We start from the raw sequence: 12,884 nt of genomic DNA on the forward strand, positions 1-12,884 counted from the left end.
CCCTATCCAAAACGTTGGCTCTGATGCCGCTATGGACGTTGCCATCGACGCCCTCTCCACGCCTCTCGCCCCCCCGGAACAACCTGTCTCAGCGGCTGTGGCAGCCCTGCTGGCGACCACTGGCCCGGAGTGGCTCAAGATCGAATCGCTTGATCTTGAGGCCCAAGGCGTGGCGCGCAACGCCGCTGGCAAGGTGGTGTTCATCGACGGTGCTTTGCCGGGCGAGTGGGTGACGGTCAAGCCCCCAGGGCGGCGCAAGAACAATTGGGAACAGTCCGAACTGCTGGCCATCCACCGCGAAAGCTCCTTGCGCGTCAAGCCCGGTTGCCCCCATTTCGGTCTGGAGGCGGGTTCCTGTGGCGGCTGCAAGATGCAGCACTTTCACGCTTCGGCCCAAGTCGCTGTCAAGCAGCGCGTGCTTGAAGACAACCTTTGGCACCTTGGCAAGGTCAAGGCCGAGCAGATGCTGCGGCCCATCGAAGGCCCGACCTGGGGCTACCGCTACCGGGCTCGTCTTTCGGTGCGCTATGTGATGAAAAAGGGCGAGGTGCTGGTGGGTTTCCACGAGCGCAAATCGCGTTATGTGGCCGACATGAAGAGCTGTGCGATCCTGCCGCCGCATGTCAGCGCCATGCTTTTGCCCTTGCGTGCCCTGATCGCCAGCATGGAAGCACGGGACCGTCTGCCGCAGATCGAGTTGGCCATCGGCGGTGTTGGAGCTAGCGGCGGCGGCGAGGGCGCTGAAAGCATGATCACCGCCTTGGTGCTGCGCCACCTTGAGCCGCTTTCTAGCGGCGACTTGGACTTGCTGCGCGCCTTTGCCGCTGAGCACGGCGTGCAGTGGTGGCTGCAAGCCAAGGGGCCCGATACCGTGAAGCTGCTCGACGAGGCCAGCCCGCAACTGGCCTACACGTTGCCCGAGTTTGGCATCACCATGCCCTTCAAGCCGACCGACTTCACCCAAGTCAACCACCACATCAATCGCGTGCTGGTCGGCCGGGCGCTGCGTTTGTTGGCCGTGCAACCGCACGAGCGCGTGATCGACTGGTTCTGCGGCTTGGGCAATTTCACCCTGCCGCTGGCCCGTACCGCCCGCGAGGTGCTGGGCATTGAAGGCAGCGAAGCGCTGGTGCAACGCTCACGCGAGAACGCCCACTTCAATGGCTTGGACCACAAAGCCACTTTTGCCGCCCGCAACCTCTTCGAACTCGCTCCTGCCGACTTGGCCGCCTACGGCCCGGCCGAACGCTGGCTGATCGACCCCCCGCGTGAAGGCGCTTTTGCCCTTGCCAAAGCTCTGGCCGATGTCCACCAAGACCCCAGCCTCGCCCCCGACTGGCAACCCCCGCAGCGCATCGTCTACGTCAGCTGCAACCCCGCCACCCTGGCCCGCGATGCCGGCCTCTTGGTCCACCAAGCCGGCTACCGCTGCACAGCGGCCGGGGCGGTCAACATGTTCCCGCACACAGCGCACGTGGAATCCATGGCGGTGTTTGAGCGGGTGGGCTGAACACCGTTTAGTCGTCCTTACGCCCGTTCGGGTTGAGCTTGTCGAAACCCTTGATAACCCGTTTGTGGCGGTAGTGATGGGTTCGTGCTGGGGCCTACCGAGGTGGATGCTCGTGCGCACCGTAGATACCCATCGGACAAAGGCTGTTGAGAGTTGCGGCAGCATGTGGACCCAAGCCCCCTCGTATCACAAACCGTAGTCTTGCGTGCCTTCGCTGTCGGGATGCGCCATGGTGCGGGTGAGGAGGGTGCGGGTGAGGCGTGGTGAGAGGAGTTCAGCCAAGGTGTAGACGAACTGGCGCAGATAGGCGCCGCGTTTGAAGGCGATCCGGGCGGTGTTGCGACCGAACAGATACCCAACAGGCTTGGCCACCATGGTTGCGGGTTGGGGCCCCCCCTTGGCGTCGAAAGAGCTGGCAAAAGCGGGGTCATCGCGCACGGCCATCTCAGCCAAGATGCCCACACCCATGCCCATGCGCACGTAGGTTTTGATGACGTCGGAATCAATCGCTTCGAGGGCAATTTGCGGGTGCAGACCCCGCTGAACAAAAGCGGTGTCGATGCGTGTGCGGCCTGTGAAGCTTGGGTGATAGGTGACCAGCGGCTCAGCAGCGAGTTGCTCCAGCGACAGTCGCTCCACCTTGGCCAAGGGGTGGTCGCTGGGGAACACGGCCACATGCTGCCATTCGTAGCATGGCATGGTGACCAAGTCTTCAAATTGATCGAGGGCTTCGGTGGCGATGCCGATTTCGGCTTCATCGGCCAGCAGCATGCGCGCGACTTGCTGCGGTGTGCCTTGATGCAGGCTCACCGTGACTCGGGGGCATTGACGGCGCAGGGCGGCGATGGGCTCGGGCAGCACATAGCGCGCTTGGGTGTGGGTGGCGGCGACGGAAAGGGTGCCGACTTCTTGCTGCGAGAACTCTTCTCCGATGCGCTTGAGGTTGTTGAGCTCGCGCATGATGATCTCAATCGAGTTCAGCACCTGATGACCGGGCTCAGTGATGCGCGTCAAGCGCTTGCCATGTCGGGTGAAGATGTCGATGCCCAGCTCTTCTTCGAGCTCCAAAATGGCCTTGGAAATACCCGGCTGAGAGGTGTGCAGCACCCGTGCGGTTTCGGTCAGATTGAGCTTGTGGCGCGCAGCTTCTTGGACGAAGCGGAATTGATGCAGGTTCATGGCTGTGGCTGAGTCGCCGTGTTGACCAGCGTGAGGGCCGTTTCCGCCAAGGCGTGAATGATGGCCTCGGTTTGACCGATGGCGGGAGTGGCTTCGATCTGGATGGTGGGATACAGCGCGCGCAGATCGTTCACCAAGACCGGCAAGTCGTTGAGGATGTGTCCACCGGCGCCCAAAAACAGCGGCACCACGGTGATTTTCTGGCAGCCCGCGTCGATCAGTTCACGCGCAGCATCGGCCAAGTTGGGCGTCATCAACTCCAGAAAAGCCAACGTGACGGGCTGCGCGGGCGCACACCGGCGCATGTGCGCGGCAATCGCATGGAACGGGTTTGCCCAAGCGGGGTTACGAGCGCCGTGAGCAAAAAGCAAGATGCCATGCATATAAGAAGCGTCAAAAAAGGGTCAGAGAGAGGTTAGCGGTAACGCACCAGCCAGCCAAAGGCGGCCAAGGACATCAAGAGGTAAATCAAGCTGGGTGCGCCGGCTGCAAGCCAGGGCGTCCAGTCATGCAGCAAGGCCAAGTGGCCGACCACGTTGTTGAGCAGCACAAAACTGATGCCGAGCATGATGCCGCCGAAGACCTTGAAACCAACCCCGCCGCGTCGGGTGCTTAGATAAGCAAAGGGCAGGGCCAAAGCCATCATCACCAAGCAGGCAAAGGGATAGAGCGCTTTTTTCCAGAACTGCAACTCATAGCGCTGCGCGGCTTGGGCTTGGCCCGACAAATGCTCCATGTAGGTGTAAAGCGCCCATGTGGACATGGTGGCCAAGGGCAGTACGGCGGCAGCGACGACGTCCCGGTCCAAACCACTGGTCCATGTCATGCGGGGCAGTTGGGTGTCCGGTGGCGGCTCTTGTTCAAGTTGCGCTGGCCAATGAATTTGCACCACATCTTCCAGCTCCCAGCGGCCTTCATCGTCAATGTTGGCTCGGGCCGCGTTGATCCGACTGGTCAAGCGGCCTTGGGGATCAAACTCATAGATGCTGATGTCCGTGACTGCGCCGTCGCTGCGGGCGCCAGCGACGTTGACGGTGACGTGGTGCTCCTTGCCTTGGTCATCGACGTGAACGTCGCGTAACCAGACACCATGGCGACCCATGCGCAGGCCGCCAGAAAACTGCGACTGCATCAAGGTGGCGCGGGTCTGGCTCCACGGTGTCATGACATCGCCCACCACAAAGGTGATGAGCACAAACACCATGCCCAAGGTGCTGAGCAACTTCAAGGCCCGCAAGGGGTCCAAGCCGCCGGTGCGCAAGATGGTGTACTCCGATGACTGCGCCAACCGTGCCATGGCGTAGATCGCGCCAATCAGCACCCCAATGGGGGCCAGTTCATACAGGTGGCCGGGCAGCTGCAGCAAGCACGACAACAACGCGTCGAAGAAGGTGTAGCCGTGTTTACCCACGTTTTCCATCTCACCCACAAAGTCGATGAAGAAAAACAGGGCCAGGAAAGCCAGCATCACAAAAGCAGTGGAGGCGATGATTTCGCGGTAAAGCAGACGACGGATGGTGCGCATCAGGAAGCTGCCTTGGTTCGGTGGGGCCATAAGCTGGGTGCCGCCACGCCTCGGTCACGCCACCACAACAACGCAAAAATGCCGATCATCGAGCCGCCGTGCAGACCGATCAGCCCACCGATCAAGCTGACGCGCCCCGCAGCGGTCCAAGCTTGAAGCAGATTGACCAAGTTCAGGTAAACCACAAAAGCCAGCAGCGCCAGCATCAGCGCAGCACTGCTGTTGCGGCGCGGATTGCCTGCTGGCAAAGCCATGCCGAGCAGCGCCAAGTTGACCGAACCCAGCACCAGACTGATCCGCCATGACATCTCGGCTTCCATGTCGAGTCGATGTTCGGAGCCGCTGAGGAGATCCAAAGTGTCGGTTGATTTGGGCGATCGATCGATCAGCTTGGCGATGGTGGTTTCGCCGATCTTGATGCGGTATTCGTCAAAGTGCGCCACCGATTTTGCGCCGGTGGCTTCGGTATGGTCAGAGCGTGTGCCGTTTTGCAGCACCAGATAACGCACGCCCTGCGGGCTGTAGTCGATGCGGCCGCTTTGGGCGGTGGTGATGGACTCCCGGCCTGGTGCGCGATCCACGATAAAAATATTGCGACTCAACAACGCATCGGGGCTGTTGCGGTCGATGAAGAAAATTCGCCGGCCATCGGCTGAGGTTTGAAACTGCCCGGGCGCAACCCGCGAGAGGTCGGAGCGTTGCTGATGGCGATCACGCAGATCGTTGATTTGTCGGTTCGACCAAGGCCAGATCACCAGCGACAACAAGGCGATGGTCAAGACAACGGGCGCGGTCATGCGCAGCACGGGGGGCAGGAAACGAAACAGTGACACGCCGCTTGAAAACCAGATGGCCATTTCGCTATCGCGAAACATGCGGGTGAGCGTGGACACGATGGCCACAAACACCGACAGACTCAGGATGGTCGGCAGATAACCCACCGTGGCGTAACCGAGCATCAGCGCCACATCTTGGGGCGCGACATTGCCACCTGCGGCTTCCCCAAGGGTGCGGATCAGGGCCATGGTGAGCACGGTGGTCAGAACGATGGCCAGTGTGGCCCCGAAGCTGCGTGACAGTTCTTTGCGAAGGGAGGAATCGAATAACATCAGACAACACTCAATCAAGCTGAATTATGGACTTCGAAGTTCTCTCGATCGCCTCCGGTGCCCTGTCTGATCACGTTACTGACACCCTGTTGTTGCTGGTTCCAGCCGATCAAGTGCGTTGGACGCTGCCTCAAGCCCTGCAAGCCGAGCTGCGTCAAGCCGTGGATGCGGGTGATCTCAGTCTCAAAACGGGCCAATCTTTGTGCCTCCATCGTCCAGCAGGCATTGCGGCGCAGCGTCTCGTTTTGAGTGTGGCGGCCTCCGCCCAGACCCAAGCCCAACAAGCGGCGTTCGCGGCTGGGTTGGCACTCATCAAGACCAGCGGTCCCGGCACCCGCACGCTCAGCGTGGCTTGGGGCGGGGATGAGCCGGTGGCGGCTTCGGCGTGGGCTGAAACCTTGGTCAAAGCGGTTTCGGCGGCGGTTTATGTCTATCGCCATACCAAGCCCAGCGCAACGCCTGCGCCGCGCCTGACGCGCGTCGAGCTGTTGGGCTCGGCGGCTCAGGTGAGCGAACTGCAAACCGGTGTGCGTCAAGGCAAGGCGATTGCCGCCGGGATCGAATTGGCGCGCGAGTGGGCCAATCGTCCCGGTAACCATGCCACGCCGACCCATCTGGCCGAGCAGGCCATCGCCTTGGGCCAGGCGTATAAGAAACTCAAGGTGGAGGTGCTGGATACCGAGGCCTTGGCTGAATTGGGCATGGGCTCCTTCTTGGCTGTGGCCCAAGGCTCGGAGCAGCCGCCCAAGTTCATCGTGCTGAACTATCAAGGCAGCACCAAAAAAGTCGCGCCGCTGGTGTTGGTGGGTAAAGGTGTGACCTTTGACAGCGGTGGCATTTCGATCAAACCCTCGGCCGAGATGGACGAGATGAAGTTCGATATGGGTGGTGCTGCCAGTGTTTTGGGCACGTTCCGCGCTTTGGCCGAATTGCAGCCCAAGATCAATGTGGTCGGCTTGATTCCTGCGTGCGAAAACTTGCCCAGTGGCCGGGCGGTCAAGCCGGGAGATGTCGTGACCAGCATGTCGGGCACGACCATTGAAATCTTGAACACCGATGCCGAAGGCCGCTTGATTCTGTGTGACGCGCTGACGTACGCTGAACGCTTCAAGCCCGCAGCGGTGGTGGATATCGCGACCTTGACCGGCGCGTGCGTGATCGCCCTGGGACACCACCACAGTGGTCTGTTCAGTGCCGATGAGGCTTTGGCCACTGCGTTGCAATCAGCCGGCGAAAGCGCACTCGACACCGCTTGGCGCATGCCCCTCGATGAGGTCTATGACGACGGCCTGAAGAGCAACTTTGCCGATATCGCCAATGTGGGGCCGCGTGCGGGTGGCTCGATCACAGCGGCGATGTTCCTTAAGCGCTTCACCAGCGCCTATCGTTGGGCGCATTTGGACATCGCCGGGACGGCTTGGAAAAGCGGGGCCGCCAAAGGTGCCACGGGCCGCCCAGTGGGTTTGCTGACCCACTATGTATTGGCCGAAGCCCAAGCCTTGGCGGCACGGAAATCCGCCTGATGGCCACCGTGGCGTTCCATTTCAATGTGGCGCATCGCAACGACTATCTATGTCGTCTGATTCGCAAGGCCCATCGTCTGGGGGCGTGGCTGTGTGTCACCGCTCCTGCGGCGCGGCTTGATGAGTTGGATCGCTTGTTGTGGACCTTCGACCCCCTTTCTTTTGTGCCCCATCAGCGTGTTCGCTCGGCGCCACCATCTCCCTTGGTGGGAGCACCCGTTTGGGTGCAATTGGCCGAAACGCCACGTCCCCGAGAGCCGGCCGAAGTCTTGGTCAATGAGTCGGGTCAAGTGATCGCGGAAACCGCAGGTTTTGCCAAGGTGATCGAAGTGGTGGGGCATGCCGAGGCTGATCGGCAAGCGGCTCGGGCACGTTGGCGCGCCTATGCCGAGGCTGGATGGACCTTGGAGCGATTTGAGGTGAAAGCGTGAGTTCTTCTGTGCGTATCACAAGCGTGGATATCCCGATTCCGATGTTGACGGAAGTCGTGGATGCTCCTTCGAATCCGATCAACCTGCCGGTGCTTTCCTCGATCGTGGATATGACGGCGGTTCCGCCATCAGGCTTGGGCCCAAGTCCGAGCGTCGATGCGGAACGCATCACTCAGCAAGTGCTGACCGATTTGCATCGCCAAGTCGATCGCATGTTTGAGTTTCGGGTGCGGGAATCAGTGGCGCCAGCCGTTGAGCGGATGGTGGATCGCCTGATTCTTGAGTTGCGTGACGAACTGACGGCCACTTTGCTGGATGTGGTGCGCAAGGCGGTGGCTCAAGAAATGGCGCGCCAGCGACTGCGTTGAACTTTTTGTGAGGTGATGGTGTGATGGACATGACATTCAAAATGACGGCGGTGCTCGGTGCCTTGATCTGGGCCGGAACGGGTTCAGTGTTTGCGGCGGCCCCCCAAGATCCTGCCGTGGTGAAGATCGGGCATGTGGCACCCACGAGCGGACAAAGCGCGCATTTGGGCCGCGATAACGAAGATGGCGCTCGTTTGGCCATCGAAGATTTGAACGCTCAAGGCGTGGTGATCGGTGGGCGCAAGGTCAAGCTGGAGCTGGTGGCTGAAGACGATGGTGCCGATCCCAAGCAAGCCACAGCGGCCGCCCAGAAACTGGTCGATGCCAAGGTGGCCGGGGTGATTGGGCACTTGAACTCAGGCACCACCCTTCCGGCGTCGAAGATCTACAACGACGCGGGGATTGCGCAAATTTCACCCTCGGCCACGGCACCGAAATACACCCTCCAAGGCTTCAAAACCGCGTTTCGTGTCGTGGCCAACGACGTGCATCTCGGTGGGACCTTGGGCCGCTACGCGATTGAACAACTCAAGGGCAAAGTGGTGGCGGTGATCGATGACCGTACTGCTTATGGTCAAGGTGTTGCTGATGAGTTTGAGAAAGGTGTGAAAGCTGCTGGTGGAACACTGGTGGCCCGCGAATCCACCACCGATAAGGCCACCGACTTCAGCGCCATCCTGACCAGCATCAAGGCCAAGAAGCCAGACATCCTTTTCTTTGGTGGGATGGATTCGGTGGGTGGGCCGATGTTGCGGCAGATGAAGCAGTTGGGCCTTCAGGCCAAGTTTGTCGGTGGTGACGGTATCTGCACCGCCGATTTGCCCAAGCTTTCTGGCTCAGCGCTGAGCAGCATCCAAGTGGTTTGCGCCGAAGCGGGTGGGGTCGAGGGTGACCAAAAGAAAACGCTGGAAGCTTTTCGCGCGCGTTTCAAGACCCGTTTCAACCACGAGGTCAAGCTCTATGCACCTTACGTCTATGACGCCGTGCAGGTGATGGTTGCGGCGATGGTGAAGGCCGGGTCCAGCGACCCGGTGAAGTATTTGCCAACGTTGGCCGCCACTCAAGACTATCCAGGGGTCACGGGCCGCATTGGTTTTGATGCCAAGGGCGATATCCGCCACGGTGCTTTGACGATCTACACCTACAAGAGCGGCCAACGCGAGTCTTTGGGCGTTGTTCGCTAGGCTCCCAATTTCATGGCTATAATGGCGGGCTTCGGAGAGATGGATGAGCGGTTTAAGTCGCACGCCTGGAAAGCGTGTGTGGGTTAATCCCCACCGCGGGTTCGAATCCCGCTCTCTCCGCCAATATAAAAACGCCACCTTTTAAGGTGGCGTTTTTCACATCAGCATGGTGTTGCGGATGAGTCCGACCGCCACGCCTTCAAGGGCGAAGTCAATCTCATCGGATTGAATGTGAATGGTGTCGAAGTCGGGGTTTTCGGGCGCAAGCTCAATCCCGGCTTTGGTGCGGCGATAGCGTTTCACCGTCACATCGTCGCCCAAACGAGCCACCACAATTTGGCCGTTCTTGGCCTCAGTGGTCTTTTGCACCGCCAGCAAATCGCCATCCATGATGCCGGCGTCGCGCATGCTCATGCCGCGCACCTTGAGCAAGAAATCAGGCCGACGCGAGAACATGTAGGGCTCGACGTTGTAGACCTGATCGATGTGTTCCTGCGCCAAGATCGGATAGCCCGCTGCAACCCGTCCGACCAAGGGCAGAGCGAGCATTTCAGACGACACCCCGAGCGGTAGATCAAATTGCTTGCCAATGCCCTTGATGCGCGACGTATGGAGGGCTTGCAGTGTTTCGGACTTGAGGCGAATGCCGCGTGAGATGCCGCCAAGCAGCTCGATCACACCTTTGCGGGCCAAGGCTTGCAAGTGTTCTTCAGCGGCGTTGGGCGAGCGAAAACCCAGCTCGGCCGCGATCTCAGCGCGGGTCGGCGGCGAGCCGGTGCGGGCGATGGTGCTTTGAATCAGCTCCAGAATTTGTTGTTGCCGGGCAGTCAGTCGTGGACTGTCATCGGTGTGGGGCTCCATGGGGGTCCTCCGGGGTCCTGAGTTGTGTAGGATCAGCAGCTGTATGCTCATCCAGTGGCTGGATTTTTATACAGGCGTGCATCTATGACAAGTTCTTCCATGAACTCCGACACCATCGTCGTTTTGGGGACCGGTGGCACCATCGCTGGCCGAGCAGATCGAGCCACCGATCAGGTGGGTTATGTGGCCGCACAACTGGCGGTCGCGGATCTACTCACAGGTCTGGGGCCGGTATCGCCAGCCGGTGAGCCGTGGTGCGTGGAGACCGAACAGGTGGCGCAGCTCGACAGCAAAGACATGTCACACGCCGTCTGGCAAGACTTGGCGACACGCGTGGCGCAGCACGTGGCAAGGCCAGACGTGCAGGGCGTGGTGATCACCCACGGCACCGACACCCTCGAAGAAACCGCTTACTTTTTGCACCGCGTTTTGGCACCCGCCAAACCCGTGGTGTTGACGGCGGCCATGCGCCCCGCCACGTCCTTGCAAGCCGATGGCCCACAAAACTTGGCCGACGCCTTGAGCGTGGTGGCGACTGCTGCGCAAACGGGGGCCCAAGGCGTCTTGGTGACCATGGCTGGATTTATCCACAGTGCCTGGGATATTCGCAAGCTTCATACCCATCGACTGGAGGCTTTCAGCTCGGGTGATGCCGGTCCGCTGGGCGTGATGGCCCAAGGCAGCTTGCGGCGCTTTCGACCGTGGGAAACCTTGGATCCCAAAGCGCAAGCTGTATCGAGGCCTTATGGCTTGGATCTGGTGCAAACGCCGGTGCACACTTGGCCCAAGGTGGCGATCGTGCTCAGTCATGCAGGTCTTGATGACACCTTGCTCCGTGCGCAACTTCAAGGCTGGATCGACGCAGGTGTGCGGGGTGTGATCTTGGCGGGCACAGGCAACGCCACCTTGCATCACAGCATCAAAGCCGCGCTTGAACATGTGGACCCCGACCGAACACGGCTGGCTCGGATGCTCTGTAGCCGCTGCGCCCTCGGTCCCATCCTGCGAGCCGATCCTGATCCGGCGGCACAACACCTTGATCTATCTCCAGTGCAGGCAAGAATTGAGCTGATGTTGCGTTTGATGCGTGCATCGAAGGTGGCATGATTCCGTTACAAAACACGGAGGAGTCATCGTGAAATCGCACATCCAACGACCCACAGGCGCCTTTGTCGGCGCGTCTTGGGCGGCACTGTTCATTGGGGCACTGACTTACTTGATCGGGCTGTGGAATGCCAGCATGCTTTTGAGCGTCAAGGGCTTCTATTTCACCGTCTTGATGTACGGCCTGTTCTCGGCGGTGTCTTTGCAGAAATCGGTGCGCGACCGCCTTGAAGGCATGTCGGTCAGTGGCATTTACTTTGGCTTGTGTTGGTTCTCGCTCGGTTTGTCAGTGCTGTTGCTGAGCGTGGGGTTGTGGAACGCCGACATCACGCAAAGTGAAAAAGGCTTTTACGCCATGTCGTTTCTGCTGAGTCTGTTTGCAGCGGTGGCGGTGCAGAAAAACGTGCGCGATCTGGCGCTTTTTGACGACGAAGATATCTCGGCCTCAGCCGATGGCACTGGCACTGGCACTGGCCTCCATGGGACCTGAGGCGGGGTAGGCGCTTCTTATGCAGTACGTTGTGATCACGTTTGGCACCGAGGGCGATACCCGACCCTTGGTGGGCGTGTGCCGCGCTTTGATGGACGCAGGCCACGGTGTCAAGTTGCTGGCGGACCGATCGACGTTCGATACGGCCAAGGCTTTGGGTGTTTCGACTTTGGCGCTGGCTGGCGATATGAAAGCCACCGTGGCCCCGGGCGGGGCTTTGTCGCGCTTGATGCTGGACGGCGGTGATGCTTCGCTCATGGCCAAGGCGGTGGCGAGCATCGCCAACCAGCACACCACCCAATGGCTCCAGACCGTGCTGGCCGAAGCCCGGGCCATGAAAGCCGATGCGGTGCTTTTCTCGGGCATCGCCAGTTATGTTGGGCTGGCTGCGGGCGAACATCTGGGCGTGCCGGCCATCGGTTTGGGTTTGTGGCCGATTTCACCCACCCGGGAGTTTCCCTCGCCTTTGTTGCCGCCCATGCGCATGCCGGGCTGGCTCAATCGGCTGAGCCACCAGCTGGTGAACGCCGTGTCGTGGCGGATGTTTCGCAAGTCGATGCAAGCGGCGCAACGCGCTGTCAGCAGTCCCCAGCCACCGCGCCAGAAGGCTTGGCAGGATTACCCGATCCTCTACGGCGTGTCCAAGCATCTGATTCCGCAGCCGGCAGATTGGTCCGAGCTGTGGCAGATCTGTGGCGCTTGGTCGGCACCTTCTGCCACACCGTGGAAGCCCGCGCCGGCTTTGGCCAACTTTCTCAAAGATGGGCCTGCGCCGATCTACATCGGTTTTGGCAGCATGGCTGGTTTTGATCAACGCACGCTCTTGGCCACGTTGATCGAAGCCCTCGACGGCCAACGGGCGGTGTTCTTTGCGGGCTGGAGCGGCATCACGGCCATCGATTTGCCGCGCAACATCTGCCTGATCGGCGCAACGCCCCATGATCAACTGTTCCCACGCATGTCGATGGTGATCCATCACGGCGGGGCCGGCACCTCGCATACGGCCGCCAAAGCGGGCGTGCCTTCGGTGGTGATTCCTTTTGCCGGCGATCAGTTCTTCTGGGCCGATCGACTCGCCAAGGCCGGAGTGGCCCCACCCACGGTGCCGCATACCCGCCTGCGTCCCGCTCAACTCAAAGCCATGATCGCTTGGGCGCAACGCGACGATGTTCGGGCCCGGGCCCAAGCGCTCGGTCAAGCGATGGCTGCGGAACATGGCGTGCAGGTGGCCGTTGAACTCATTGAGAAATGCAGTCGCCGTGGCCGCACCTGAGCACGCATCTCAGCTCGCACCTCAGCTGGATTGCCAGCACTGCGGTGCGTGTTGCAGCGCGTTCCGGGTCTCGTTTTATTGGGCCGAAGCAGAAGTCTTTGGCCTGCCAGAAGCGCTGATCGAACGGGTCACACCGCTTTACAGTTGCATGGCCGGCACAAACGCCAGCGCACCGCGCTGCGTGGCACTGACTGGCACGCTGGGCGAAGGGGTGAGCTGCTCGATCTACGCGCAACGCCCCTCACCGTGTCGCGAAGTTCAAACGGGCGACGCTCAATGCCTGCGGGCTCGATCGCTCAAGGGGCTCGATGTGCTCACACCGCTTCC

Annotated in this window: 14 protein-coding genes and 1 tRNA gene; 10 read left to right on the forward strand and 5 right to left on the reverse strand. The window is 60.6% G+C overall.

Going from position 1 to position 12,884, the window contains the following annotated elements:
* Window positions 1–31: 31 nt before the first annotated feature.
* A complete protein-coding gene (gene rlmD / locus AB3X39_RS08865) occupies window positions 32–1,510 on the forward strand; it encodes a 23S rRNA (uracil(1939)-C(5))-methyltransferase RlmD (protein ID WP_473964896.1) in 1,479 nt (492 codons plus the stop codon).
* Window positions 1,511–1,696: 186 nt separating this feature from the next.
* Here rlmD and AB3X39_RS08870 read toward each other — a convergent pair whose 3' ends face one another.
* The 4 genes from AB3X39_RS08870 to lptF are packed head-to-tail and all read right to left on the reverse strand — an operon-like array spanning window position 1,697 to window position 5,323.
* A complete protein-coding gene (locus tag AB3X39_RS08870; RefSeq protein ID WP_369416999.1) occupies window positions 1,697–2,689 on the reverse strand; it encodes a CysB family HTH-type transcriptional regulator in 993 nt (330 codons plus the stop codon).
* Window positions 2,686–3,072 carry a sirohydrochlorin chelatase gene (locus tag AB3X39_RS08875; RefSeq protein WP_369417000.1) on the reverse strand — a complete coding sequence of 129 codons (387 nt, stop codon included), beginning with the start codon at window positions 3,070–3,072 and terminating at the stop codon, window positions 2,686–2,688. The genes AB3X39_RS08870 and AB3X39_RS08875 overlap by 4 nt, the downstream gene beginning before the upstream one ends.
* Window positions 3,073–3,104: 32 nt before the next feature.
* The gene (gene lptG / locus AB3X39_RS08880; RefSeq protein WP_369417001.1) at window positions 3,105–4,244 is read right to left on the reverse strand and encodes an LPS export ABC transporter permease LptG; all 1,140 of its coding nucleotides are present in this window, start codon (window positions 4,242–4,244) and stop codon (window positions 3,105–3,107) included.
* Window positions 4,214–5,323, reverse strand: a complete 1,110-nt coding sequence (lptF, locus tag AB3X39_RS08885) for an LPS export ABC transporter permease LptF (RefSeq protein ID WP_369417002.1) — start codon at window positions 5,321–5,323, stop codon at window positions 4,214–4,216. The genes lptG and lptF overlap by 31 nt, the downstream gene beginning before the upstream one ends.
* 26 nt (window positions 5,324–5,349) lie before the next feature.
* On the opposite strand from lptF, the gene AB3X39_RS08890 reads away from it, so the two are divergent.
* From AB3X39_RS08890 to AB3X39_RS08910, 5 genes are all read left to right on the forward strand, one after another.
* The gene (locus AB3X39_RS08890) at window positions 5,350–6,846 is read left to right on the forward strand and encodes a leucyl aminopeptidase (RefSeq protein ID WP_369417003.1); all 1,497 of its coding nucleotides are present in this window, start codon (window positions 5,350–5,352) and stop codon (window positions 6,844–6,846) included.
* The gene (locus AB3X39_RS08895) at window positions 6,846–7,277 is read left to right on the forward strand and encodes a DNA polymerase III subunit chi (protein ID WP_369417004.1); all 432 of its coding nucleotides are present in this window, start codon (window positions 6,846–6,848) and stop codon (window positions 7,275–7,277) included. Before AB3X39_RS08890 ends, AB3X39_RS08895 begins: the two co-directional genes overlap by 1 nt.
* Window positions 7,274–7,645: a hypothetical protein gene (locus AB3X39_RS08900; protein WP_369417005.1), complete on the forward strand. Its 372-nt coding sequence runs from the start codon at window positions 7,274–7,276 to the stop codon at window positions 7,643–7,645. The genes AB3X39_RS08895 and AB3X39_RS08900 overlap by 4 nt, the downstream gene beginning before the upstream one ends.
* A 29-nt stretch (window positions 7,646–7,674) precedes the next feature.
* Entirely contained in the window at window positions 7,675–8,829 is a 1,155-nt protein-coding gene (locus AB3X39_RS08905) for a branched-chain amino acid ABC transporter substrate-binding protein (protein WP_369417006.1), read from the forward strand.
* A 33-nt stretch (window positions 8,830–8,862) separates the two neighbouring features.
* Window positions 8,863–8,952, forward strand: a tRNA-Ser gene (locus AB3X39_RS08910).
* Window positions 8,953–8,985: 33 nt separating this feature from the next.
* Here the strand turns inward: AB3X39_RS08910 and lexA are convergent.
* Entirely contained in the window at window positions 8,986–9,690 is a 705-nt protein-coding gene (lexA, locus tag AB3X39_RS08915) for a transcriptional repressor LexA (RefSeq protein WP_369417007.1), read from the reverse strand.
* A gap of 99 nt (window positions 9,691–9,789) precedes the next feature.
* Here lexA and AB3X39_RS08920 point away from each other — a divergent pair, with 99 nt between their 5' ends.
* The 4 genes from AB3X39_RS08920 to AB3X39_RS08935 all read left to right on the forward strand — a co-directional run.
* On the forward strand, window positions 9,790–10,797 hold the full coding sequence (locus tag AB3X39_RS08920; RefSeq protein ID WP_369417008.1) for an asparaginase: 1,008 nt from the start codon (window positions 9,790–9,792) through the stop codon (window positions 10,795–10,797).
* Between the two features lie 28 nt (window positions 10,798–10,825).
* Window positions 10,826–11,284: an inner membrane protein YiaA gene (yiaA, locus tag AB3X39_RS08925; protein ID WP_407069727.1), complete on the forward strand. Its 459-nt coding sequence runs from the start codon at window positions 10,826–10,828 to the stop codon at window positions 11,282–11,284.
* A 19-nt stretch (window positions 11,285–11,303) separates the two neighbouring features.
* The gene (locus AB3X39_RS08930; protein ID WP_369417009.1) at window positions 11,304–12,557 is read left to right on the forward strand and encodes a glycosyltransferase; all 1,254 of its coding nucleotides are present in this window, start codon (window positions 11,304–11,306) and stop codon (window positions 12,555–12,557) included.
* A partial coding sequence (locus AB3X39_RS08935) for a YkgJ family cysteine cluster protein (RefSeq protein ID WP_369417010.1) occupies window positions 12,544–12,884 on the forward strand: 341 nt, incomplete at its 3' end. The genes AB3X39_RS08930 and AB3X39_RS08935, both read left to right, overlap by 14 nt.

Origin of the sequence: Leptothrix ochracea, assembly GCF_041083635.1 — a bacterium.
In the GTDB taxonomy this organism is placed as follows: domain Bacteria; phylum Pseudomonadota; class Gammaproteobacteria; order Burkholderiales; family Burkholderiaceae_C; genus Sphaerotilus; species Sphaerotilus ochraceus.